The organism is Advenella sp. S44 (assembly GCF_002810445.1).
Classification (GTDB): domain Bacteria; phylum Pseudomonadota; class Gammaproteobacteria; order Burkholderiales; family Burkholderiaceae_B; genus Advenella.
On sequence record NZ_NEXS01000003.1, the window covers coordinates 1,426,730 to 1,450,246 of the forward strand.

Sequence of the window (23,517 nt, forward strand, 5' to 3'; positions counted from 1 at the left end):
AATTCTCAAAGCATGGCACTCCTACAGATTTCCGAACCCGGAGACTCTCCGGTCCCTCATCAACGTCGTTTCGCGGTAGGTATCGACCTGGGTACCACGCATTCGCTGGTCGCTGCGGTACGCAATAGCATTCCCGAAGTGCTGGCCGACGAAAACGGCAAAGACTTGCTGCCGTCTGTCGTCCGCTATCTGGACGGTCAGGGTGTCGAGATCGGCTACCCGGCTGTTCGCAAGCAAAACACCGACCCGTTAAATACCGTGGTTTCTGCCAAGCGCCTCATGGGCCGATCCTATGACGAAGCGATCAACTTGAAGCTGCCGTATGAGTTTACGCCAGGCGAAGGCACTGTCCGCATTCGGACGCGTCAGGGCGACAAGACGCCGGTCGACGTGTCCGCACAAATTCTGGCAAAGCTGCGCCAGCGCGCCGAAGATGCGCTGGGCGACGACCTGGTTGGGGCCGTTATCACGGTGCCGGCTTATTTTGATGACACCCAGCGTCAGGCGACGCGCGACGCGGCCCGTGTGGCGGGCCTGAACGTACTGCGCCTGCTCAATGAGCCAACCGCTGCGGCTATCGCCTACGGACTGGATAATGCCTCGGAAGGGGTGTTTGCGGTTTACGACCTGGGTGGCGGAACCTTCGATATCTCAATTTTGCGTCTTAGCAAAGGGGTGTTTGAAGTCGTTGCCACCGGTGGCGATACCCAGCTTGGCGGTGATGATTTTGATGAAGCCATTGTGGCCGATATCATGAAGCATCACAGCCAGGAGCAACTGTCCATGGCGGATCGTCGGCTGTTATTGAGTCGCGCCCGCCAAACGCGCGAGAAGCTGTCTGGCGCCACCAAGGCCGCGTTTGAAGTAGCGTTGTCCAACGGCCTGAATATCGATCAGATGTTCCCGCAGAACCATTTTGAAAATATCAGCCGCCACTTGGTCACGCGTACGCTCACGCTGGTGGACGATGTATTGCACAGCGCCGGCCTGACACCGCAGCAGATCAATGGCGTGGTCATGGTCGGTGGCGCCACGCGCATGCCGGTGGTTCGCAATCGGGTCCGCGAACATTTTAACCAGCAGCCCCTGACAGACCTGGATCCGGACAAGGTCGTGGCGCTCGGGGCCGCCCGCCAGGCCCATTTGCTGGCCGGCAACCGGGCGCCCGGCGAAGACTGGTTGCTCCTGGATGTGACGCCTCTTTCGCTGGGCCTGGAAACCATGGGTGGCTTGGTGGAACAAATCATTCCGCGCAATAGCACCATTCCGGTGGCGCGGGCGCAGGAGTTCACTACCTACAAAGACGGGCAAACCGCCATGAGCATTCATGTGTTGCAGGGTGAACGTGACTTGGTTACCGACTGTCGCTCACTGGCGCGCTTTGAACTGCGCGATATTCCGCCCATGGTGGCCGGCGCGGCCCGCATCCGGGTCACCTTCCAGGTGGATGCCGATGGGTTGCTGAACGTATCCGCTGCCGAACAGAGCACGGGCAAAGAGGCGCAGATTACCGTCAAGCCGTCCTATGGCCTGAGCGATGAGCAAATTACAGCCATGCTGCAGGAAAGTATGCAGAACGCCGGCGAAGACTCTGCACAACGCATGTTGCGCGAACAACAGGTCGATGCACGACAGCTGCTCGATTCAGTCAAGGCGGCGATGGAAAAAGATCGTGACTTACTGAGCGAGGAAGAAATTCGCGACATTACCGAACAAATTGAATCGCTTTCTGGCTTGTCGGATACCGATGACATTGTCGACTGGCGCGACGCTACCGACAGACTGGCCAAGGCGACGGAAGATTTTGCCGCCCGTCGTATGGACAGAAGCATTCGCGATGCGCTCTCAGGCAAATCGCTTAACGATATCGTATAAAGATCTAATAACGGACCCGAGTTTATGCCCAAAATTACCGTATTGCCGCATCCTGACGTCTGTCCGGAAGGCGCTGTTATCAACGATGCGCCAGAAGGCACATCCGTTTGCAGGATTTTGCTGGACAACCATATTGAAATTGAACACGCTTGTGAATTGTCCTGTGCCTGCACGACTTGCCATGTTGTGATTAAGGAAGGCTTCGATTCCATGGAAGAGGCCAGTGACGACGAGGAAGACCTGCTGGACAAGGCGTGGGGACTGACTTCATTATCACGGCTGTCTTGCCAGGCCATTGTGGCCGACAAGGATCTGGTCGTGGAAATTCCCAAGTACACGATCAACCATGCCAAGGAAAACCACTGACCACTAGCCGGCTAGTGGTCGCGACAACTGACCAGAAACGCCCCTGAATACATCTGTGATTTATCAGGGGCTTTTTTTTGGACTCGCTTTTCAATGCCCTTGGCATGGGTCGTTGTCATGTGGTCATGCTCCAGGCCATTGACGGCCATTCAAAGCTGTTCGAAGTGCATAAATTATTGATGCCGGTAATTTCATGATTTAACTAGCGGCTCCAGTTGTGTAGCTGACTATTGCTGATTACGCCAAAAGCCACTTGCTAAAAAATGTTGGGAGAGATGACGCCAAGCAGGCCCGTGACCATTGTAGGAGGAACTGCCTGTGGATGCGGGCGGACTGGCGGTGTAGCGTTGACCAGTGTCCGGCAAATGACCAGTAGCAGCAATATAAACATTGCCCACGTTTTAAAAGCCATGGGGAGCCTCTGTGACGGGTTTAGTCATTATCCTGTTGGATAGGTTCGGACTCATATAAGCGTCTTTTTCACTCAAGGTAGCTGTAAAGAAAGTGCCTGTCTGGTGAGGACAGCGTCATGCCATATGCAGCGTTTGATTAAAAATCCGGAAATGGGCTGCTACCTACATTGGCAACACCAAGTTGGTGCCGCAGGTGCAAGCCGAAATGAATACTCAGCAAAGGCACAAGTATGACGCATGTGATCTTAAATCGAATTGATACGGATCAAGAAAAAGATGACAGCCGGTAAAAATCCATAGACAATCAGCGTCGTCGCAGGGCGAAAAAGGCAGCCAATAGGTGCCAGCGTTGCAAAACGCTGGATAGCACACATGTAGAAATTTTGAGGGCAGCCAGTAATGCGTCTGGTCAACCCGTATCGGCCTTCTGAAGAGAAAACTGGCTTGCAATTGAACGCGTCTGTGCGGATGTTGGATCTTATCCCGGAACCGAGAAATCCGGCTCCGTACCCAGGTTACGTAATCCGATTGCGGATAATGAGGCCATCCAGTGCCAGCACTCCTTGCCCTTCGGGTAAGGCAAGAATCGGATTGATATCGATTGACTCAATTTGATCACGCTTCTCATAAGCCAGTCGGGAGAGGGCTACCAGTGTGTCGGCCAGTGCCGAAATATCTGCCGGGCCCTGACCTCGGGTGCCAAACAGCAACGCCGTGGCCCGAATTTCGTGAATCATTAAAAGGGCTTCCTCACGATCGAACGGGGCAAGACGAAAACTGACATCTTTCAGTATTTCTACAAAAATTCCTCCTAGCCCGAACATAACGACGGGGCCGAAAATGGGGTCGCGATGCACGCCCATAATGCATTCGATGCCCCCGCTTCGCATGGGCGCTACCAGCACACCATCAATCGCCACTTGCGGCATATTGGATCGAACGGACTGCAATATGTCATCGTAGGCGTCGGAGACCGCCTGCTCACCGTCGATTCCGAGTTTGACACCACCCACATCGCTTTTGTGCAAAATGTCGGCCGACACGATTTTCATCGCGACCGAACCACGCCATTGACTGGCAACCTCCTGTGCTTCAAATGCTGATTTTGCAACGGCAAACGGAGTGACTGGAATGCCCGCCTTTTTCAACATCGACAGTGAGTCAGCCTCGTTCAACGCACCCGTGCCTTCAGGCAGGCTCACATGAGGTTGTTCGTTGTTTTGTACGGGGATTATTGCCGGCCGGTGGTGCATGATTCTGGAAAGGGTACGGATTGCTACGCTCGGATCAACAAATACCATTGCACCGTTTTTCTGCAGTGTGTTTTTTCGTTCAGGAGCCAGCAGCGCGCTGATCGCAAGCGGGATGTGCGGGTGCTCCGTGTGAAGGACATCCACCAGCTCCTGTAAATAAGGCCACAGTGTTTCTGATGATCCGGCTGCCGCCAGAAAAATGGCAAGGGCGCCATAGTTGCCGGTGCCAAGCATATCGCGGCTGGTATCCAAAAGGATAGACAGGTCGGTCAGGGCGTGGCCCGTTACATCGACAGGATTATTCGCACCCGCAAACGGGATGCGGGCCAGTAGCCGGGTTTTTACTGCTTCAGGCGGCGCAGGCAGGTTCAGTCTATTTTCATCTGCTTCATCGGCCATCAGCGCGCCGACACCGCCGGATATGGAAATAATGGCCAGGTTTTGATTTTTGGCCGGACGATCAGGCCATTTGCTTAGCGCTTGACCGACATTGAAAAATTCGTCAATCGTGTAGGCTCGGATCACGCCGTATTGTTTGAACAGCGCGTCATAAACGACATCGTCACCAGCCAGGGCAGCGGTATGCGAGGCTGCTGCCCGCGCTCCGGAGTTTGTTCTGCCGATTTTTGTCACGACCACGGGTTTGCCGGCGCGATTTGCCGCCCATAGGGCACGTTTTAGCTTGTCGCCATCTTTGCAGCCTTCGATATAGGCCATGATAACTTTGGTATCGGGATCGTCGACCAGCCATTGGATGCAGTCAGCGACATCAAGATCGCTTTCGTTTCCGGTGCTAATCCAGAATGACAGGCCGAGATGGCGCTCGCGTGCCAGGCAATAGGCATACGCGCCGAAAGCACCGCTTTGCGTGACCATGCCGACGTGGCCCGCAGGCAGCCGACCGTTGAACGGAGCAGGGGAGAACGTTGCATAGGTGTTTTTACGGATATTAATAAAACCAAGACAATTGGGCCCTAGCAACCGTATGTGCCTCTTCCGTGCGAAGGCCTGAAGTTGTTGTTGCAATTGAAGGCCGACATCTCCCACCTCGGCAAATCCGGAAGTAAAGATCACTGCGTTGCTGATCTGCCCCGGCCGGGATTTTTCTAGTGCAGCAAGGACATGGCTGGCAGGAATAGCAATAATAACAAGGTCAATCGCGTCTTCGATATCGCCCAGGCTGGCGTGGCAGGGTATGCCGTAAACCGTATCCTGCCGGGGGTTAACCGGATAAATTTTTCCGGCATATCCGGCCTCAAGAAGAAGCGCAATGGGCACGGCCCCCGATTTGCCTGCGGTATTGGATGCGCCCAGAATCGCAATGCTCCTGGGCGAAAACAGCGTGTTCAGTGTTTGGCACATAGTCATATTAAGTATATCGATTAGGGGTTTCACAGCGCCATATCAATGACATTGCGGCCGGTGCTTTTGCGTTCCAGCATTTGTTTTGTGACTTGTGGCAGGTTGTCCAGCGATATCACTTGGCAGATATCATCTAGATGATCTGGCCGATATACCGTAGCCAGCTTGTCCCAGATTTTCCTGCGTAGCGCTATCGGGCCGCCCGCGTTGATACCCAGCAGCTTGACTCCCCTCAGAATGAAAGGAAATACGCTGGTATCCAGACGGGCACCACCCGCATTACCAAAAGCGGTGATAACGCCTTCTGGTTTTGTCGTCCGAAGCAGCCAGGCCAGTACCGGGCCGCCCACCGAGTCAATCGCGCCAGCCCATTGACCGGAGGCAAGCGGTCCTTTCGGTTCAAGATCGGAAACCTCCATCACTCGGGTGGCGCCAAGCTTTTTGAGATAATCATGTGCAGCGTGCTTGCCCGTGATGGCAACCGTCTGATAGCCGCAATGATTCAATATGTCAATTGCAATGCTGGCAACGCCGCCTGTCGCACCGGTGATAGTGACTTCCCCTTGCTCGGGGTTGAGTCCGCATTGTTCCATCCAGTGCAGTGCGAGCGCGGCGGTGTATCCGGCAGCACCCAGGGTCGCGGCCTCGCGCAGGGTTAGTCTGGCGGGTAAGGGCAAGACCCAGTCTGATGACACGCGTGCATACTGAGCATGCCCGCCGTCATGCTCGACACCCAGGCCAAAGCCGTGGACCACCACGGGATCGCCTTCTTTCAGTTGCCCATTCTCAGACGAGACAATGTGCCCGCTCAAATCAATGCCGGTGATGCGCGGATGATCCCGGATAATTTTTCCCTGGCCGTTTGCGGCGAGCGCGTCTTTATAGTTCACCCCAGCGTAAGCCACTTTGATGAGGGTGTCGCCAGGCGACAGATCGTCAATGTGCAATTGCCGGATATGGCTTTCGGGCGGGTTGCCCGCGTCTGGAATTTCCACGCGAAAAGCTGAAAATGTCGTCATGCTGATTTCCTTATCGAGTGATGGCCTATCGTAAAATACGCTTTGCCAGAAAGGCCCTGTGCAGCTCATTCGCCCCATCGTAAATGCGAAACGGACGTGCCTCGCGCCAGATGCAAGAGACAACCGTGTCATCCGATACGCCAAGGGCCCCCATCATTTGCACGCATCTGTCGGCAACCCGCCCGACGGCTTCCGATACGAATATCTTTGTCATTGCAGATTCATTTTTTACCGATACTGCCCGATCCATTAGCGTGGCGCACTCCCTGACCATCAGTCGGCTAGCATGCAAGTCAATGTGAGAGTCGGCAATCATGGCCTGGATTTGCTGCAGGTCCGATAAACGGCTACCGAAGGCATCTCTTGTCTGCACATAGTCTTGCGCGATTTCCAGGGCGCGCCTGGCCCGGCCGATGAATCGCATGCAATGCGAAAGACGAGCCGGCTCCAGGCGAAGTTGAATGTGCTTCATCCCCATGCCGATTTCGCCCAGCACGGCATCATCAGGGATATGGCAGTTTTCAAGCAGGATTTCTGCATGCCCGCCGATCTGGTAGCCGGTGACGGTCGCGATATCCCGCGTGACACGATAGCCCGGTGTGTTGGTGGGAACGATAAACAGCGTCACGCCTTCGTCAGTTCTGGCAGGAAAAATGGCGAAATCGGCCGCGATGCCGCCGCTGATAAATTTCTTATGGCCATTGACGCGCCAGCCGTTTTTATCTCGCGTTGCCTGGGTTTGCAACATATTCGGATCGGAACCGGCACCGGGCGCCGGCTCGGTCATGGCAAAACATGCACGCTTTTCACCGCGGGTCAGCGGTCCGAGATAGGCCTGCTTTTGTGCTTCGGTGCCAAGATGCAGCAGGGTAAGCATATTCGGCTGATCCGGTGGCGCGCAATTGAGCGCAAGCGGGCCGAGCATGCCGCGGCCTGCCTCTTCAAAAATGACGGCGCATTCGCTCCAGTTCAGTCCGAGCCCGCCCCATTCCCGGGGTAACTGCGGGCCGTAGATGCCTGCTGCCCTGGCTTGTGCGCGCAGTTGCCCGCAAGCGACATCCAGTGCGGCAACGTCTTTTTCCAGCGCCGGCTGCTCAAGGGGGATAGCCACCGTGTCGATAAAATGCCTGACTTTATCCCTGAGCGCTTCTGTTTTTTCATCCAACATAAGTCAACATGTCCTGGTTTAATTTTCTTGATGCAGGTCGGCATCACGAACAATGGCTTGCCATTTTTCGGATTCGTCGTGGATGTACTGCGTAAACTGTTCTGGTGTTCCGCCGACGGTGTGGATACCCTGTTCGAGCAGAAAGCCTTTTACCGCTTTATCTTTGAGCACATCATTAAGCTCTGTATTCAACTTGCGTATCACCGCTGGCGGCGTGCCGGCCGGTGCAAGCACACCCCACCATGAAGCGGCCACCACCGGGATCCCCAGTTCGGTGAGCGTGGGTACGTTCGGCAGGGCAGGACTGCGCTTATCGGCGGCAATGGCCAACGGCACCAGGCGCCCAGCTTTGACCTGCCCGTAAGCGGGAGCCAGGTTGTCAAAACTCAATGGGACTTGATTGCCGGAGGCGGCCACCACCGCCTCGGCGCTGCCTTTGTATGGAACGTGCTGTAAATGCAAGCCCGTTTTTTGGTTGAAAATTTCAGCTGCCATATGAGGTATGCTTCCAACGCCCGCAGTGGCATAGGATAACGCTTGGCCTTGTCGACTTTGGGTCAGAATGTCCTGAACCTTTTTAACGCTGCTGTTGGGGCTGGTAAAAATGTATACGGGCACATCGGTTGTCAGCACGACCGGCGCCAGATCCGTTTTTACGTTATAAGGGAGCGTTTCATAAAAGGCGGGATTGGTGGCCAGGTTGGCAGTGCCCATCAACAGGGTATAGCCATCGGGCTTGGCACGCACCACATAGTGAGTGCCAATTTGTGTCGCACCGCCTGCCTTGTTCTCGACAACAACCGGCTGCTTTAATCGCTGAGCAAGTGTTTTGGCAATAATACGTGCTGCCGTATCCGTACCACCACCGGCGGCGTAAGGAACGACAAGTGTGATAGGCCTGTTCGGGTACTCATCTGCTAGCGTCGTTACAGGAAGCCCGGCGGCTGCAGCCAGGGCGATGAAGGCGATTAGTTTTTTCATATCATTGCTCCGGCAGCCTGTTAATTGACACTGACATTCGTCTGTTTGATCATATCGGCCCACCAGCGTGTTTCTTCGCTGATCTGCTTCGCAAAGGCTTGCGGTGTATTTCCTTCGGGTTCTGCGCCCAGTTCGGTCAGGCGCTTGCGAATGTCGGGACGTTTCAACACTTGTACTGCTGCATCATGCAGTTGCCGGACAATGGGTTCGGGGGTTCCTTTGGGCACCATCAAGCCTTTCCAGGCCATGATGACATAGCCATTGAGACCTTGTTCTTCAAATGTCGGAACATCGGGCAGGGCTTCGGCTCTTTTTGAGCTGGGAACACCCAGTGCGCGAAGTTTTCCGCTGAGCACATGAGGCAACAATGGCGGCATATTGTCTATCATCACATTGATGTGGTTTGCCAGCAGATCGCTGATGGCCGGGCCGGATCCTTTGTAGGGCACATGCTGCATCTTCAGGCCCGCCATTTTGTTCAGAAGTTCGCCTGCCAGGTGTGCCGGACTTCCAGTGCCGGGGGAACCGACGGACAGGGTTTGCGGGTGTTCCTTTGCGTAATTAACGAATTCCTTGAGATTTTTGGCGGGGATTGCAGGATTGACGACCATCAGGTTGTGTTCTCGGGTCAATGCTGTTACAGGCGCGAGATCCTTGCTGGGGCTGTAGTTCATGTTTTTGTACAGGCTGGGATTGATGACCGTCGGGCCTGCTGCTGCCAATAGGATGGTGTACCCATCCGGTTTTGCCGTGGCGACAAAGTGGCCACCTATATTGCCGCCTGCTCCGGGTTTGTTCTCGACCACGATTACCTGGCCCAGAATAGGGCGCATGGCCTCGGCAAGCAGTCGCCCCAGGATATCGGTTGATCCGCCCGGCGCAAATGGAATAATCAGCCTGATCGGCTGGTCGGGATAAGCCGCACCGGCCAAGCCGGGAGCGACGCCGATTATGGCAGTTGCAATAATCGTGAGTATGGATCTTTTGAACATGATTGTCTCCGTTGTTATTGGGCCTTCTGACGAGGCATTGTTGTATTGCGAATGAAATGTAAGAGGGGGCTTAACGATTAATAGAGGCCTTAACGACCGGGCTCGAAGCCAGCGTTTTTCAATGTCAGGCGCGCAATGTTGAGCTGGTGAATCTGGCTGGTGCCTTCATATAGGCGGAACAGGCGTACATCGCGGTAGAAGCGTTCAATGCCAAAGTCCGCAATATAGCCGTAGCCGCCAAACATCTGTACGCAACGGTCCGCGACCCGCCCGCACATCTCCGAGCAAAAATATTTGCAAATGGATGCGTTCATCGTGACGTCCTTGCCTTCATCGCGCTCTCGTGCCGTCTGCAGCACGAGAGCTTTGGCCGTCTCAATATCGGTTTTGCAATCGGCGATCATCGCCTGGATCAATTGAAAGTTCATCAGAGGCTGACCGAATTGAGAGCGATTGCCCACAAATTCCATGGCTTCGTCCAACATGCGGATTGCCGGACCAATACATAGCGCCGCCAGGTGAATACGCTGCTTGTTCAATACTTTCATGGCAGTTTTGAAGCCCATGCCCTCTATGCCGCCAATCAGGTTGGACGCGGGCACGCGGCAGTTGTCAAAATGCACTTCGGACACGGGTGAGCCGGCTTGTCCCATTTTCTCGTAGGGTTGCCCGGTAGTCAGGCCTGGTGTGGTGCGTTCTACCAGAAATGCGGAAATTCCGCTGGCTTTGATATTATCTGGATCGGTGCGTGCCATCACCGTGAAAAGATCAGCTATCGGCGCATTGGTAATAAAGCATTTTGTACCGTTCAACACATAATGATCGCCTTCGCGTCTTGCGGTGGTCTGTAATGCTGTGGCATCTGAACCGGCTTCGGGTTCCGTCAAGGCAAATGAACCGGTCATCCGTCCGCTGGATAGTTCCGGCAGATAACGCTGCTTCTGTTCGGGTGTACCATCGGCCACCAGCCCTTCGGATCCGATACCGGTGTTGGTGCCCACACGTGCTCGAAATGCGACTGAGCACTGGGATAACTCCATGGCGGCAAGAACCAGTTCTTCCGTCGTCATGCCGAGTCCACCGTATTGCTCGGGGATCGAGTAGCCAAACATATTCTGCTCTGCCATATCTCTGACAACATCGTCAGGAACTTCGTCCGATTGTGCGACCTGTTTCTCTTGCGGTACCAGGCGTTCATGTACAAAACGTCGCAGTGAATCTAAAAAGGTGGTGAACGACTCGGGCTCCCGCAGCATACTGATTCTCCTTCTCTGTTTTATTGTGGTGTGATTGGATATGGCGATAATGTTGAAAAAGCATAGCAATTTATATTTAATAACGATATTATTGTTTTGATATATTGAATTAAAAGCTAATCAACTTCGATTTTGATCCGTAATTTTTTGAGGCTTTCAGCATGCAAGACACTGATAGATACAGCGATCCCCGTTTTGCGACCACGGTGGCACACGGTATGTCGGTCTTGCAGTGTTTCCGGATGGCAGAGCCCGCGCTGAGCAACAAAGAGCTGGCTGAACGAACCGGCCTGTCCAAAGCGACCATTTCGCGGCTGACCTATACACTTACGCTCAAGGGGCTGCTGCTGTACGACGTGCAGTTGCGACGATACCGACTGGGCGCCGGTATCCTGTCGCTGGCACATCCCATGCTTAGCGGTATTCGCTTACGTCAAATGGCAAGGCCCTATATGCGAGCCCTGGCAGATCGCTGTGAAGGATCTGTGTCGCTTGGCCTGAATGACAAACTGCATATGGTGTACCTCGAAACCAGTCGAGGTCACGAGGTAATCGGCTATCGCCCCGATATCGGCGCGCGCCTGCCATTACTGGCTTCAGCAATGGGACGGGCCTGGCTGGCCAATGCGTCTTCGGAGATACGTGAACGTGTGCTGGCTCAGATTCATAGGGAAGATGCGTCGCAGTGGCAGATGCATGGCGCTGCCTGGGAGCGGGCTCTGCATGATTGGAACACCAAGGGCTACTGCCTCTCTTTTGGCGACTGGCAGGCAGATGTCCACGCGGTTGCGGTTGCTTTGCGCGATCCGGTAGACGGCGACTACCTGGTCTTCAATTGCGGGGTGCCGGTAGCAAGGCTGAAAAATAGAACCATTGAGGCGGTCGCTGCCGACCCGTTACTTGCAATGGTTGATGAAATAAATAAATGCCGGCAGCTGGAGGCACAGGATGACTGACTCCGATAACAAAGCCAATGACCCGCAATTTGCCTCGACGCTGGCTCAGGCAATCGATGTGCTTGCCTGTTTCAGATCGGGGGAGCCGACGCTGGGAAATAAACAGATTTCGGTGCGTACCGGCCTGTCCCCGAGCACGATTGTCAGGCTGACCCATACGCTTGTGCGACTAGGGTATTTGCGCCGTGCACCGCAGGGCAGGCGCTATCTACTGGGACCGGCCGTGCTGACATTAAGCTATCCACTTCTTGCAAGCCTGCAATTACGACAAATTGCCCGCCCTCTGATGTTGCGGCTGGCGCTGGAGATCAACGGCGCTGTCTCACTGGTTATTAGGGATCGTTGTAATATGGTTTATGTGGAAACGGCACGCGCCAATGAAACTCTACAGGCTCATCCGGATATTGGTGCCGCATTGCCCATGATGTCGACCGCGGCCGGCAAGGCTTGGCTCTGCCGCGCCTCTGCACAAGAGCGCGATGCCGCCCTGAATCGCATTCGGGTGGAGCAGCCAGACCATTACAAAGCGCATCACCATAGCCTTGACGAAACTTATCGAGAATTCGAGCGCTATGGTTATTGCTCGAACAACCAGCAGTGGGTGCCGCATTCGTTTGGTTTTGCGGTTCCTTTTGCAAAGCCGATAGATGCCAATATTTTTGTCCTAAACTGCGGTGTGCCAGTCACTGATGGGTCATTTGCCGAGCGCAACAGGCAAATCCCCAAAAGGCTGCAAGTTCTGGTAAACAGTGTGCAAAATACGCTTGGTTTATAAAATTGCTTTATTCTCAGGATAAAACCCGATTACAGTCAATAGGGCGATAATTGAAAAAAACCGTCGTCTCACCGAAACACCGGTGTGACGACGGGTCTAAGTTTACTTAAGTAAACGTTTTGCCCTAAATCTTGACGGCTTTTTCCTTGCTGGTCAGATAGCCCACCGCAGCGCTGAAGCGATCGCGATATTTTTCGTCGATCAGCGGGGCGACCTTGTCCTTGACCACATCGTGCAGGCCGGGCTTGCCGCCTTTGCCTTTTTCCCAGTCACCAGGGTGTTGGAAGTTGCTCATGATGTAGGTCCAGCCATTGAGCTCGTCCACTGACTGCAGGCCGGTGGATTCGGCGCCGGCAGGGCAGGACAGCAGACGTGCCAGTTGCTTGGTATCCACGTTGTAGGCCCACAGGAAATTGTTGACGTGCGTGCCGCTGTCCTCACCAATGAACAGGGTGCGCAATTTTTCTGAGAATTTGATATTGTCCGGATTGGCGATTTTATCTGCGTTGGCCGTATTGCCCAGCGCATCGGGGGTTTGCAGATCTTCGCCGACCAGTTCTGCCGGTGGTTTCATGTCGACCGGAACCCATTCGCTGTTGATTGGCTTGCCAGTATTGTCTTTCTGATCGGCTTTCAGATTCAGTGCATATACGGCGCCGGCATATGGGCCTTGAACCTTGATGTCGCTGGAGCCATCGAGCATGGCATCGCGTACATAGGACATGGCTGAGTAGGCGATTTTATCCTTGACATTAACGGTCGTGCCTTCCATTTTTGAAAAGCCCATGCTGCCGCCGGACAGTGCGGCATAGCGGTGCGTTTCCAGAAACGCCGCTGCTTTTTCCATGCCAGGCTTGAGCTTGACCCAGTTAAACTTCTTATCAAAGACGATTTTCGTGAATGTGCTGTCGTCGGGGTCGTCGGTCTTGACCTCCATGATGTCTTCAGGCCGCAGCTTGTTGGCCAGCGCTTCAATTTCATCGCTGCTCGCATGTCCCAGGTGAATCCAGGTCAGATCTGCCGAGCCCGGACCCTCGCCACTGGTCTGGTGCCATTTGGCGACATACAGATTACCGGCAGACAGGTCTTGTTTTTTGTCTGCAACGAACATAAATAATCCGCCATGGTTGGCATCGTCGCCCATCAACGCGGTACGTTCGTCAGGCATTACCTGGATCAATTCATGAGAAATACGGCCAAGGTTGTAATGCTTCTTGATAGAGCCCGTGCCGTCGGGGTTAACGGTCACTTCCGGCATATGGCCGTAGTGGTATGGGTTGGCTTTGGTCTCATCACCAAACAGCGCCTTGCTGAAGCCTTTGAACTCGTCGTTTTTGGCGATTTTGAAGGCATTGGGCTCGTACTCTTCGCTGGATAAATGCGTATTCCATGGGGAGAGCGAGGCGCCACAGGTAATCCACAATCCATGTACGCCGGAGGTATCAACGTTGTGATATTTCACCAGGGACAGGTGGCCGGTATCCGGGTCCTGGTCCAGGGTAAGAACCGCGATAGGCGAGGGCAGCTTGCCATACATATCATCGCCATTGAGATTGCGTGTGGTGTATTCGAACTGCACAACGGCAAATACCGTATTGCCCTTGACGCCGTCTACCTTGGCATTGTCTAACTTGAGCAACGATGTGCCATCGGGGCTGTCAGAGAAAATCTGGCGCTCTTTGCCGGCAACCGATGTGTCCAGAATTGGCTTGTTGTTGATATCGAAGTAGCCGCCGGCAATAACTTGGCCGCCTTTGCCGTCAGGCACCTTGTCGCCCGTCAGAAAGAACGGCTTGTAGGCCAGCTCAAACGTGGTGCTGGTCTTGTCGGCCCAATTGATTTTCAGCGAAGAGTCCACCGTGGTATCGGCCAATGCGGCCAGGTTATCCAGGGTGGGCGCTGCCATACCGACAAACTCCGCAGAGGCAAACGCCTTTTGCACAGCGTCGGCTGTTTGGGCCGTGGCAAAGCCAGCGAAGCTGCCCAGAACGCCCGTGGTGAGCGGCAACATGGGTGCACTTGCCAGTGCTTTGAGACTGCGGCGACGAGAAGGGGAAAACGTAACGGATTTCATCTTACTTGATCCTGTTGAAAATAATCCGCAGATATTACAGGTTTAATATGACAGGAATTTGTACGTCGAACCGGTTGTGAGCTACATGTGCTTATCTCTATTTTTGTACTGACAGACTTTCGCTCCCCAGCGTGTACACAATAGGAAAAGTGAATTGGTCAAACTGTGAATGTGGTTTATTAGTGTCTGTCTCGCACGCCGACATTTAGCAAAAACATCTTTGTTATAGGAAGTGGATAAGGAAAATAAGTAATGCAAGGAGATTAAGATAAATACCAAGTATCCTCGCATGCCCATTTTCAAGATGATAGTTTCTTTTGGTTATATAGAAATGTCGTTGATCATTAACAGGATGACAAAGACTCAAAAGATAAGAATACGTTATTGTCATTTTTTGGATACAAATTCGCAGATGCGTGGGCTCGGATCGAATAACGATATTCGAGTATTTTTTATTGATATGACATACTTTTTCCATCGTTGTCCTGTATTTTTGGGGAAAGCAATTTTGAACGACAAGAAATGCATACACTTATCTCGTATCAATGAAACCCGTAACATTAACCGGTATATTGCGGAAAATTTTTGTGTAGCCATATCGGGAAGCGAGACGCCATGAAATTCCACAGACAAACCCGCAAGCGATACTACGAGAATGGCTATCTCAGCCAGTGCCAGGCTGCTGTCGTCAAAATTGAAGCCGACATGATCGAGCTCGATAGCACGGTGGCTTTCCTCGAGGGAGGAGGCAGGAAGCGAATCACGGTACGATCACGCTGGGTAGTGGCCGCGCCCTGAGATTTATCGACGCAAGAAAAATGTACGGACACTCGCCAGGGATCGACGGCTATCCTGACGGTCAAGTTGGCGGCGTGATTTTGGCACAAAGTACATCCGGAAGATGCGTCGCTTCTAGATGATCTGCATATTGACGACAGCGTCACGGTGTGCATCGATACTGATCGACGAACACGCTTGACGCTCAGTCATACGGCCTCCCACATCCTTTAGGTTGCTGTCGGTTCGATCCGGCCCGATGCAGTACAGTCAACGCTGGGCTGTCATATCCGGACCGACGGGGCACGCTTTGATTTTGGTGTGAGCGAGCGCTTAAGCCCGGCACAAATCATCCAGATCGAAGCCTGTGCCAACGATCTGGTCTTGCGCGACGTAGTTATCACAATGAGCGCGCACGCGCACGAGCCTGATCTGCGCCGCTGGTATTGCGAGCGTCACGACATTGCCTGTGGCGGTACCCACCTGGATCGTACCGGGCCAGTTGGCAAACTGGTGGTGAAACGCAACGGCCTGGGAACGGGAAAAGAGCGTCTGACTTGCCTTTTCCCTGATGCCATCTTTGATACGGCACGTTTTTTATTAATACGGCGCGTTTTTATTAAATAGGTGCCTGACACATAGAATCCCTTGGCTTTGCATTAACGGATCGTCGAGCCATAATAAACGTAACGTTGCCACTCGTCGCTATGTATACCAACGCTTCCTGTCGGAGGATTCGGCGGAAAATCATAGCCGTCAAGGCAGGTGCAGCGTTAGTGAACCCCGCTTATACTGCCTTAATGATTAGTCCGGCGCGGGAAAATCAACCCCGTCAAGGCAGACTGGCCAGGAGCACGCATTAACGGCGGCGATGATGCCCAGGCTTCCGGTGGTGGGACCGGTGGCCTCGATATTGTCGATGGGCCGATTTTTTATTGTAAGCCCGTGGACGGTAGTGTTTATGACGACTGGAATGATTGTATTTTCTTTCATACTTTGGCCCACTGTGGCGATAGCCGTCACGATAACCATAATGGCGATCGTGCACCACGCAACCGGTCAGAAAAATACTCAGAAAACCGATAATGACAAGCAACTTTTTCATCGACATTCTCCCTGTTTATTTTGCCGATATAGTAAACAGGATTCACTTCGATAGGTATTGCCCAGTTGTAATCTAAATTTCAATCGGGTTCAGAGCAGATGAGCTGTAATAATAATCGTACGGCGAGTGTGCTTGTTTTCTACTTGAAAGTAAGAAATGGCCTTCTCATTATTGCCTATACTATGTCAACCAGTGCCTTGAGCCCAGCCACTCTGGCCTCCGTTCTCGCTTCGGCTGCCTGCAGTTTGAGATCATAAAGTACATTCGCAAGGTGGCAAACCGTCCTGACAGGCACAAAAAAGGTGGCGATCGCGCCACCTTTTCCATGCAATATTGCGTTGTGTTTCAGGCCGGGCTAGTCTTCCTTGCGTAGGTGCGGGAAAAGCAGTACATCGCGAATGGTCGGGCTGTCGGTCAGCAGCATAATGTAGCGGTCAATGCCGATGCCGCAGCCGCCGGCAGGCGGCATGCCATATTCGAGCGCGCGGATATAATCGGCGTCGTAGTACATGGCTTCTTCATCCCCTGCGTCCTTGGCAACAACCTGTGCCTGAAAGCGTGCAGCCTGGTCTTCGGGATCGTTCAGTTCAGAGAACCCGTTCGCAATCTCGCGGCCGGTAATGAATAGTTCAAAGCGCTCGGTAATTTGCGGATTGCTGTCCGAGGCGCGGGCCAGCGGAGAAACTTCTACCGGATAGTCAATGATGAAAGTCGGGTTCCACAATTGTGATTCGGCTGTCTCTTCAAACAATGCCAGTTGTAATGCGCCAATACCGGCCCGCGCCAACACCGGGCCGTCGACGTCCGCACCCAGCCTGCGCAATTCTGTGCGCAGGAATTCAATGTCATTGAGCTGTGTTTCTGTATAGCCCTGGGCATATTTCATGATGGCCTGGGTAATCGTCAGGCGATCAAAAGGCTGGCTCAGGTCCAGTGCTTTGCCCTGGTGGGTCAGAATCGCACTGCCGGTCGCCTGGGTGGCCACATCGCGCAGCAACTGTTCGGTAAAATCCATGAGCCACTGATAATCCGTATAGGCGGCATAGAACTCCATCATGGTAAATTCCGGATTATGCCGGGGGCTGACGCCTTCGTTGCGAAAATTGCGGTTGATCTCGAAGACGCGCTCAAAGCCGCCCACCACCAGCCGTTTCAGATACAGTTCCGGCGCGATGCGCAGGAACATCTGCATGTCCAGCGCGTTATGATGCGTCACAAACGGCTTGGCGGCAGCGCCACCGGGAATTGGATGCAGCATCGGTGTTTCGACTTCCAGAAAGTCGGCAGCATTCATGACCGAGCGCATTGCAGCAATGGCCTTGCTGCGTACCTTGAAGGTGTTGCGTGATTCTTCAGTCATGATCAGATCGACGTAGCGCTGGCGATAGCGCAGTTCCTGGTCGGCAATGCCGTGAAATTTGTCGGGCAGGGGCCGCAGGGACTTGGAAATCAGGCTGATTGATTCGGCATGAATCGACAGTTCGCCCTTGTTTGTCTTGAAAACACGGCCACTGACGCCGATGATGTCACCGATATCCCACGTCTTGAACTGTTCGTACACGTCTTCGCCGAGGCCTTTTTTGTCCAGATAAATCTGGATGCGTCCACTGGCATCCTGGATGGTGGCAAAACTGGCCTTGCCCATCACACGCTTGAGCATCATGCGGCCAGCAACACAGGCCGGATTGGCTTGCGGATCCAGGGTTTCCTTGTCTAGCGAATCAAACTGCTCATGCAGCGCCTGTGCCTTGTGTTTTGGCTTGAAGCTGTTGGGGTAAGCCACGCCGGCTGAGCGCAGGCGCGAGAGCTTGCCACGTCTTTCGGCGATGAGTTTGTTTTCGTCAACTTCGGTAACGGGCGCGTCTTTCTGGATGTCGTTCATAGGGTTTGCTGATGTTTTGCTTTGCATGTCAGACACAAGTGACATGGCAGGGTGAATGGGGATGGCAGGTTGCGATATGCGTGTCAAACGGGTCGATAATAACGATATGGCCGCTCACTGGCTGTACTGACGTATGTCATCCAGCGCTTTGCTGGCAAAATGTTCGCTGTTGATATACCGGACAATCGCTTCTGCCACGGCCTCGGGGCTGCGCAGCGCACCCGTTTCGTTCAGTGTGGTAAAGCGGGCCAGATCCGGGAAATCGTCGATATTGCCCGAGCGAATGGTCTCTTGCATGTGCGTATCTATGACACCGGGTGCGAGCGATACCAGCCTGGCATGCGGCGCTTCCAGGCTGGCGACACGAGTATACATGTCCAGCGCTGCCTTGCTGGCACAGTACACGCCCCAGCCCGCAGTGGGCGAGCGCCCGGCGCCCGAAGAAATGTTGACGACCCGTACATCTGCAGCCAGCGTCTTGGTGGCGCGAAGCAGGGCAGTGGTCAGCAACATGGCACTGGTGACATTCAGATTGAATGTACGGGAAATGGCATCAGCGTCTTTGAGCGTATCATACTGGGCGACTGGTCCCAGAGAACCCGCATTGTTGATCAGCAGATACTGGCTTGCGGTCTGATCCAGCTGCGCAAAAATTCCCAATGCCGCAGCTTCGATATGCTGCATATCGGACAGGTCATGGGCATAATGCACATGCGTGCAGCCCGATGCTTGCGCCAGCCGCTGCGTTTGCGCATCGCTGTTGCGCGACACGGTAATCAGCTGTCTGGCGCTGCCGGCCAGCTTGCGTGCCAGCGCGGCGCCCAGGCCGCGCGATGCACCAGTCACAATAGCAATCGTTCCACTCATATCAGACTCCCTGCTTCAGGCTGGCTTCGATAAACGGGTCAAGGTCGCCGTCCAGCACCTTTTGGGTATTGGATATTTCGACATTGGTTCGCAAATCCTTGATACGGCTATTGTCCAGCACATACGAGCGGATCTGGTGACCCCAGCCGACTTCGGTCTTGGATTCTTCCAGTTTCTGCTGCTCGGCCAGCCGGTTGCGCATTTCCAGCTCGTACAGCTTGGAGCGCAGCATGGACATGGCTTCGGCTCGGTTGCGATGTTGCGAACGGTCATTCTGGCACTGTACAACAATGCCTGTCGGGGTGTGGGTAAGCCGCACTGCCGAATCGGTTTTGTTGATGTGCTGACCGCCCGCGCCACTGGCGCGATAAGTATCGATCCGCAAATCCGCAGGGTTGATTTCAATCTCGATAGAGTCATCGATTTCGGGGTACACGTACACACTGGCAAAAGACGTATGGCGACCATTGGACGAGTCAAACGGGCTTTTTCGAACCAGTCGGTGAACACCGCTTTCCGTACGCAGGTAGCCAAACGCGTATTCGCCTTCGACCTTGATGGTTGCCGATTTGATGCCGGCTACGTCGCCATCGGACTCTTCCAGTACTTCGGTTTTGAAGTCCTTGCGTTCGCAATATCTGAGGTACTGGCGCAACAGCATGGACGCCCAATCCTGGGCTTCGGTGCCGCCGGCGCCAGCCTGGATGTCGACAAAACAATTGAGCGGGTCGGCCGGGTTGGAGAACATGCGGCGAAATTCGAAGCCGTCGATGATCTTGCCAATGCCGTCAGTATCTTCCTCGATGGCAAGCAGCGTCGCATCGTCGTCGTCGGCGCTGGCCAGTTCAAAGAGTTCTTGCGTATCGCGAATGTTCTGCTTCAATTGATCCAGTACAAGAACGACATTTTCCAGGCTTTTTTTCTCGCGGCCCAGTTCCTGGGCCTTCTCGGGGTCGTTCCAGACGTCCGGGTTTTCCAGCTCCAGATTGACTACTTGCAGCCGTTCTGATTTGGATTCGACGTCAAAGATACCTCCGTAGCGCGTCCTCGCGCTCAGCGTAATCTTCAAGACGGTCGGCCAGTTGGTTCTGACGTTCTGCTTCCATGCGTGTTATTCCCTTGCTGAGTAATTTTGCTTAACCCTTTATTTTAGCGCACCCGGGCGCCATAGCTGGCCGAATGCCGATCTTGGGCTGCAAAACTTACGTGTCGCCCGGGCTGGCGCCTGGATGAGTCAGACGTTACATTCAGCGGGCGGGGCGTTGGCCGGAAACATTGCCAAAGGCGCCCCCGACCGTGCCAACTACGCCATCAATATGCTGACCGGGCGTGCCTGTCGTTGTGCAGGCGGTCAAAACCAGAAGGGCGAACAGAATGGCGCTGGTAAGTTTCATAATTTTTCTGGAAATAAAAATGCAGGATAACAAATTGCCGGCCGCTTGCCTTGTCGGGACGGTAACCGTTGTAACAAGAATACCTGAAGGCGCGCATCTGATCGGGATCTTCAGCCAGGGGCATGATGCGGTCACGCTTTTAGAAAGCCGCCGGCTCGGCGTGGCGCACCATCAGTTGCACGTTTACAACGCCATTCCAGGCATTGGGCGCAATTTCATAGATAAGATCGGTGTATTCCGGCAGGGTCTCGGCATGATTGAACCAGATTGCATCGTATTGCTGGTTCATGCGTTCCAGACGCAATTTCAGGTGTTTTTCCTTCAGCAAACGCTGATTGAGCACCCGGAACGTGTCACGAAAAAGGGGAGGGGGAAAACCGGCGCCCCAGACGTGCTCATGCAGCATGCCGGCCACTTCCGCTGTCGTAAAGAGTGGATCGAGCGAGCCATCGGTTTCGATCAGCGGTTCAAAACTGTCTTTGCCGCTAATGCGGCGTACCGCCAGGTCAAAGGCCTCTTCAAATTCGGCAAAAGCCTCTTCGCGCAGTGTCAGCCCGGCGGCCATGGCATGGCCGCCGAATTTGAGAATCATGCCCGAATGGGTTTTGGACACCAGATCCAGAACGTCGCGAAGATGTACGTCCGGCACAGACCGACCCGAACCGCGCAGCTCTCCCGGGTCACCGGGGGCAAAGGCCAGGGTTGGTTTCCAGAATTTTTCTTTCAGTCGTGATGCGACAATTCCCACCACGCCCTGATGCCAGTCAGGATGAAAGACACACACGGTGGCGTTGCGGGCTTTTTCAGGCGCTTGCAGGCTGGCCTGCGCTTGTTCGCTCATATCCTGTTCAATGGTGCGACGCCGATGGTTCATCGTATCCAGTTCGCGGGCTAGCGCCAGCGCTTCGGCCTCATCGTCCGTCGTCAGGCAGCGTATCCCGATGCTCATATCGGCCAGACGGCCGGCGGCATTAATACGCGGACCGATGCGAAAACCCAGATCCAGCGCCGTGGCCTCCCGGTTGTCGCAACTGGCCACCAGGAACAGGGCCTTCAGACCAGGCTGCAATTGATTGCGGCGAATTTTTTTCAGTCCCTGCGACACCAGCAGTCGGTTGTTGGCGTCCAGCCTGACCACATCGGCCACCGTTCCCAGCGCGACCAGATCGGCCAGTGCGTCAAGCCGCGGGCCCGCTTTGGCGTCCACCCAGCCGCGCCTGCGAAACTCTGCGCGCAAGGCCAGCAGTACGTAAAAAATGACACCCACGCCGGCCAGGTTCTTTGATGGAAAGCCGCAATCTGGATGATTCGGGTTCACAATGGCGAGTGCCTCGGGTAGCGCATCCCCGGGCAAGTGATGGTCCGTGACCAAGACCCGCATGCCCAGGTCATTGGCGGCCTGCACCCCGTCTATGCTGGCGATGCCGTTGTCCACCGTGATCAGCATATCCGGCTTGCCTGCAGGATGATTGCACGCCAGTTCCACCACGGCAGGAGACAATCCATAGCCCGTTTCAAAGCGGTTGGGCACCAGAAAATCGACATCGGCGCCAAACGCGCGCAAGCCACGCAGCGCCACCGCGCACGCCGTGGCGCCATCACAGTCGTAATCAGCGACAATCAGCAGCTTCTGTTTGGCGGCAATGGCATCGGCCAGAATGGCTGCCGCCCTATCGGCCTGACTCAGTTCCGAGGGATTGATCAGGTCGGCCCAGGACAGACGTGTCTGCTGGGAAGAAGCCACGCCGCGAGCTGCCCACAACCGGGCCAGCAGGGCATGAATGCCGCTTTCCTGCAATTGTTTTTCGTAGTCAGGGTTAACCGGACGAGCTGTGATTTTTACTGAGACCACCATTGCTTCCATTGCTTGCGTTTACCGGGCAGCCATTTCAATAGCGCCGGTGTAGGTTCCAGGGAAAGGTCGACCCACCGGTCTTCGCCGGTCAGGATCAATCTGAATGGCATGGTAACAGGGTTGCCAGCAGATTCGGCCTCAAGCGCTTTTCCCAACTCAAGTGTCAGTGTCTGCTCCACGCTCGGCAATAAAGCGAGCCAGTGGCCCCACTGACGCGTCCGATGAACGGCTTCCAGGTCGCGGATCACGGTCGGCATTGTTGTTGCAGGAGGTGTCAACTGCGCGGGTGCGGCGCCGCCAAACAGCCAGCCACCATTGATAAGCGGCAGGTTCTTGTCGCGCCGGGCCTCATTGACAGGATGATGATGCCAGGCAATCTGCAGTTCGCTCAGCAGGCGACGCAAGGGTTTAAAAGCGTCTTCCTGCGGCCAAACGTGCGCCAGATCGGCGCTGGCGATTAATGTCGGGCTCAGTGACGGTAGATCAAAATCGTCCGGTACCGCCACCGTCCAGCCTTGCGGGGTGTGGTCCGTGAGCGTAAAGGGCGTGCCGGCAAAGATCTCTGCTGCACTATCGTACAGCGCCAGGCTTTCCTCTTCTGTCACGGCAATGTCGGTCGCGGTCAGCATGTGCGCGCCGGTATTGGTCAGGCCAAAGTGCGCAAGCTGAAACAGCCAGACCGCTTCATTGACCTTTGTGCCCGGGACCAGAATGGGTGCAAGCGCTGCACCGGCGTTCTGGCCGGGCGCTGGCGTAAATTGATGGCGCTGTACGAGCCAGGCTTCAAATGGCGTACAGCCGGTTTGATCCGGATCGGCCGCGTGCCTGTGCGCTGTGCCGAATTCGAACAGGCGTCGCAGCAGAACCGCATTTTTTTTCAGGTGCTCGGCAGTTTCGTGCGCCACGGAATCGGCAGGAAGTGCACCGATAATGATCAGTTCCATGTCGGCGTATTTCTCATAATGTGGGGCCTATTGCAGGCAGCTGTGGAATCATAAGCAGGGTGGTCAATTCAAAAGCATGTTTGGGTCGCGATTGTCATGAGACGCCTGGGGCCGCTTCCGGCCATTGCCTCATTAACCTGTGGTGGGAATGAACTGAGTCCAATTCTTAAGTGGCTTATCGCAAGATATTGGAAGATTATAAC

20 protein-coding genes are annotated in these 23,517 nt (G+C 54.5%); 6 read left to right on the top strand and 14 right to left on the bottom strand.

The features are described from left to right. Positions 1 to 12: 12 nt before the first annotated feature. Both hscA and fdx read left to right on the top strand, forming a co-directional pair. Positions 13 to 1,875: a Fe-S protein assembly chaperone HscA gene (gene hscA / locus CAP48_RS10655; RefSeq protein ID WP_100696287.1), complete on the top strand. Its 1,863-nt coding sequence runs from the start codon at positions 13 to 15 to the stop codon at positions 1,873 to 1,875. A 24-nt stretch (positions 1,876 to 1,899) separates the two neighbouring features. Then, entirely contained in the window at positions 1,900 to 2,241 is a 342-nt protein-coding gene (fdx, locus tag CAP48_RS10660) for an ISC system 2Fe-2S type ferredoxin (RefSeq protein ID WP_100696289.1), read from the top strand. Between the two features lie 928 nt (positions 2,242 to 3,169). Here fdx and CAP48_RS10665 read toward each other — a convergent pair. The 6 genes from CAP48_RS10665 to CAP48_RS10690 form a co-directional block, all read right to left on the bottom strand. Further along, entirely contained in the window at positions 3,170 to 5,275 is a 2,106-nt protein-coding gene (locus CAP48_RS10665; RefSeq protein ID WP_242444388.1) for an acetate--CoA ligase family protein, read from the bottom strand. A 23-nt stretch (positions 5,276 to 5,298) separates the two neighbouring features. Then, on the bottom strand, positions 5,299 to 6,288 hold the full coding sequence (locus CAP48_RS10670) for a YhdH/YhfP family quinone oxidoreductase (protein ID WP_100696291.1): 990 nt from the start codon (positions 6,286 to 6,288) through the stop codon (positions 5,299 to 5,301). Between the two features lie 25 nt (positions 6,289 to 6,313). Further along, positions 6,314 to 7,456 carry an acyl-CoA dehydrogenase family protein gene (locus CAP48_RS10675; RefSeq protein ID WP_100696293.1) on the bottom strand — a complete coding sequence of 381 codons (1,143 nt, stop codon included), beginning with the start codon at positions 7,454 to 7,456 and terminating at the stop codon, positions 6,314 to 6,316. Between the two features lie 18 nt (positions 7,457 to 7,474). Further along, positions 7,475 to 8,437, bottom strand: coding sequence for a tripartite tricarboxylate transporter substrate binding protein (locus CAP48_RS10680; protein ID WP_100696295.1), 963 nt, complete (start codon positions 8,435 to 8,437; stop codon positions 7,475 to 7,477). A 20-nt stretch (positions 8,438 to 8,457) separates the two neighbouring features. Beyond that, on the bottom strand, positions 8,458 to 9,429 hold the full coding sequence (locus tag CAP48_RS10685) for a tripartite tricarboxylate transporter substrate binding protein (RefSeq protein ID WP_100696297.1): 972 nt from the start codon (positions 9,427 to 9,429) through the stop codon (positions 8,458 to 8,460). Positions 9,430 to 9,518: 89 nt separating this feature from the next. Then, entirely contained in the window at positions 9,519 to 10,685 is a 1,167-nt protein-coding gene (locus CAP48_RS10690; RefSeq protein WP_100696299.1) for an acyl-CoA dehydrogenase family protein, read from the bottom strand. Positions 10,686 to 10,846: 161 nt separating this feature from the next. Between CAP48_RS10690 and CAP48_RS10695 the strand changes: the two genes are divergently transcribed. Together CAP48_RS10695 and CAP48_RS10700 are read left to right on the top strand one after the other, a co-directional pair. Next, positions 10,847 to 11,641: an IclR family transcriptional regulator gene (locus CAP48_RS10695; RefSeq protein WP_100696301.1), complete on the top strand. Its 795-nt coding sequence runs from the start codon at positions 10,847 to 10,849 to the stop codon at positions 11,639 to 11,641. Further along, positions 11,634 to 12,416 (top strand): IclR family transcriptional regulator, encoded by a 783-nt coding sequence (locus CAP48_RS10700; RefSeq protein ID WP_100696303.1) that lies wholly within the window; start codon positions 11,634 to 11,636, stop codon positions 12,414 to 12,416. The genes CAP48_RS10695 and CAP48_RS10700 overlap by 8 nt, the downstream gene beginning before the upstream one ends. Positions 12,417 to 12,540: 124 nt before the next feature. Here the strand turns inward: CAP48_RS10700 and CAP48_RS10705 are convergent, their stop codons facing one another. After that, positions 12,541 to 14,490: a PhoX family phosphatase gene (locus CAP48_RS10705; protein WP_100696305.1), complete on the bottom strand. Its 1,950-nt coding sequence runs from the start codon at positions 14,488 to 14,490 to the stop codon at positions 12,541 to 12,543. Positions 14,491 to 15,105: 615 nt separating this feature from the next. On the opposite strand from CAP48_RS10705, the gene CAP48_RS20445 reads away from it, so the two are divergent. Then, positions 15,106 to 15,288 carry a hypothetical protein gene (locus CAP48_RS20445; RefSeq protein ID WP_242444390.1) on the top strand — a complete coding sequence of 61 codons (183 nt, stop codon included), beginning with the start codon at positions 15,106 to 15,108 and terminating at the stop codon, positions 15,286 to 15,288. A 300-nt stretch (positions 15,289 to 15,588) separates the two neighbouring features. Then, positions 15,589 to 15,894, top strand: a complete 306-nt coding sequence (locus CAP48_RS20450; RefSeq protein WP_242444391.1) for a hypothetical protein — start codon at positions 15,589 to 15,591, stop codon at positions 15,892 to 15,894. Positions 15,895 to 16,071: 177 nt separating this feature from the next. Here CAP48_RS20450 and CAP48_RS10720 read toward each other — a convergent pair whose 3' ends face one another. From CAP48_RS10720 to CAP48_RS10750, 7 genes are all read right to left on the bottom strand, one after another. After that, positions 16,072 to 16,260, bottom strand: a complete 189-nt coding sequence (locus CAP48_RS10720; RefSeq protein WP_153045678.1) for a hypothetical protein — start codon at positions 16,258 to 16,260, stop codon at positions 16,072 to 16,074. Positions 16,261 to 16,727: 467 nt separating this feature from the next. Beyond that, positions 16,728 to 18,254: a lysine--tRNA ligase gene (gene lysS, locus CAP48_RS10725; protein WP_100696311.1), complete on the bottom strand. Its 1,527-nt coding sequence runs from the start codon at positions 18,252 to 18,254 to the stop codon at positions 16,728 to 16,730. A gap of 114 nt (positions 18,255 to 18,368) precedes the next feature. Next, on the bottom strand, positions 18,369 to 19,121 hold the full coding sequence (locus tag CAP48_RS10730) for an SDR family NAD(P)-dependent oxidoreductase (RefSeq protein WP_100696313.1): 753 nt from the start codon (positions 19,119 to 19,121) through the stop codon (positions 18,369 to 18,371). 1 nt (position 19,122) lies between these two features. Next, positions 19,123 to 20,227 (bottom strand): peptide chain release factor 2 gene (prfB, locus tag CAP48_RS10735; protein WP_153045679.1). Its coding sequence is split into 2 segments (ribosomal slippage): positions 19,123 to 20,145 and positions 20,147 to 20,227, totalling 1,104 coding nucleotides; the frame shifts between segments, so codons are not numbered across the junction. 141 nt (positions 20,228 to 20,368) lie between these two features. Then, positions 20,369 to 20,515 (bottom strand): hypothetical protein, encoded by a 147-nt coding sequence (locus CAP48_RS20205; protein ID WP_161495236.1) that lies wholly within the window; start codon positions 20,513 to 20,515, stop codon positions 20,369 to 20,371. A 139-nt stretch (positions 20,516 to 20,654) separates the two neighbouring features. Further along, positions 20,655 to 22,367 carry a single-stranded-DNA-specific exonuclease RecJ gene (gene recJ / locus CAP48_RS10745; RefSeq protein ID WP_369806349.1) on the bottom strand — a complete coding sequence of 571 codons (1,713 nt, stop codon included), beginning with the start codon at positions 22,365 to 22,367 and terminating at the stop codon, positions 20,655 to 20,657. Then, on the bottom strand, positions 22,355 to 23,314 hold the full coding sequence (locus tag CAP48_RS10750) for a hypothetical protein (protein ID WP_100696321.1): 960 nt from the start codon (positions 23,312 to 23,314) through the stop codon (positions 22,355 to 22,357). The genes recJ and CAP48_RS10750 overlap by 13 nt, the downstream gene beginning before the upstream one ends. Positions 23,315 to 23,517: the final 203 nt, after the last annotated feature.

Coding starts and splice junctions, on each gene's coding strand:
- CAP48_RS10695 (WP_100696301.1), top strand. CDS start 10,847: ATGCAAGACACTGATAGATACAGCGATCCCCGTTTTGCGACCACGGTG.
- CAP48_RS10705 (WP_100696305.1), bottom strand. CDS start 14,490: ATGAAATCCGTTACGTTTTCCCCTTCTCGTCGCCGCAGTCTCAAAGCA.
- CAP48_RS20445 (WP_242444390.1), top strand. CDS start 15,106: ATGAAATTCCACAGACAAACCCGCAAGCGATACTACGAGAATGGCTAT.
- lysS (WP_100696311.1), bottom strand. CDS start 18,254: ATGAACGACATCCAGAAAGACGCGCCCGTTACCGAAGTTGACGAAAAC.
- CAP48_RS10685 (WP_100696297.1), bottom strand. CDS start 9,429: ATGTTCAAAAGATCCATACTCACGATTATTGCAACTGCCATAATCGGC.
- CAP48_RS10750 (WP_100696321.1), bottom strand. CDS start 23,314: ATGGAACTGATCATTATCGGTGCACTTCCTGCCGATTCCGTGGCGCAC.
- fdx (WP_100696289.1), top strand. CDS start 1,900: ATGCCCAAAATTACCGTATTGCCGCATCCTGACGTCTGTCCGGAAGGC.
- CAP48_RS10665 (WP_242444388.1), bottom strand. CDS start 5,275: ATGACTATGTGCCAAACACTGAACACGCTGTTTTCGCCCAGGAGCATT.
- CAP48_RS10675 (WP_100696293.1), bottom strand. CDS start 7,456: ATGTTGGATGAAAAAACAGAAGCGCTCAGGGATAAAGTCAGGCATTTT.
- CAP48_RS10690 (WP_100696299.1), bottom strand. CDS start 10,685: ATGCTGCGGGAGCCCGAGTCGTTCACCACCTTTTTAGATTCACTGCGA.
- CAP48_RS10670 (WP_100696291.1), bottom strand. CDS start 6,288: ATGACGACATTTTCAGCTTTTCGCGTGGAAATTCCAGACGCGGGCAAC.
- CAP48_RS10730 (WP_100696313.1), bottom strand. CDS start 19,121: ATGAGTGGAACGATTGCTATTGTGACTGGTGCATCGCGCGGCCTGGGC.
- CAP48_RS10680 (WP_100696295.1), bottom strand. CDS start 8,437: ATGAAAAAACTAATCGCCTTCATCGCCCTGGCTGCAGCCGCCGGGCTT.
- CAP48_RS10720 (WP_153045678.1), bottom strand. CDS start 16,260: ATGAAAGAAAATACAATCATTCCAGTCGTCATAAACACTACCGTCCAC.
- CAP48_RS20205 (WP_161495236.1), bottom strand. CDS start 20,515: ATGAAACTTACCAGCGCCATTCTGTTCGCCCTTCTGGTTTTGACCGCC.
- CAP48_RS10700 (WP_100696303.1), top strand. CDS start 11,634: ATGACTGACTCCGATAACAAAGCCAATGACCCGCAATTTGCCTCGACG.
- hscA (WP_100696287.1), top strand. CDS start 13: ATGGCACTCCTACAGATTTCCGAACCCGGAGACTCTCCGGTCCCTCAT.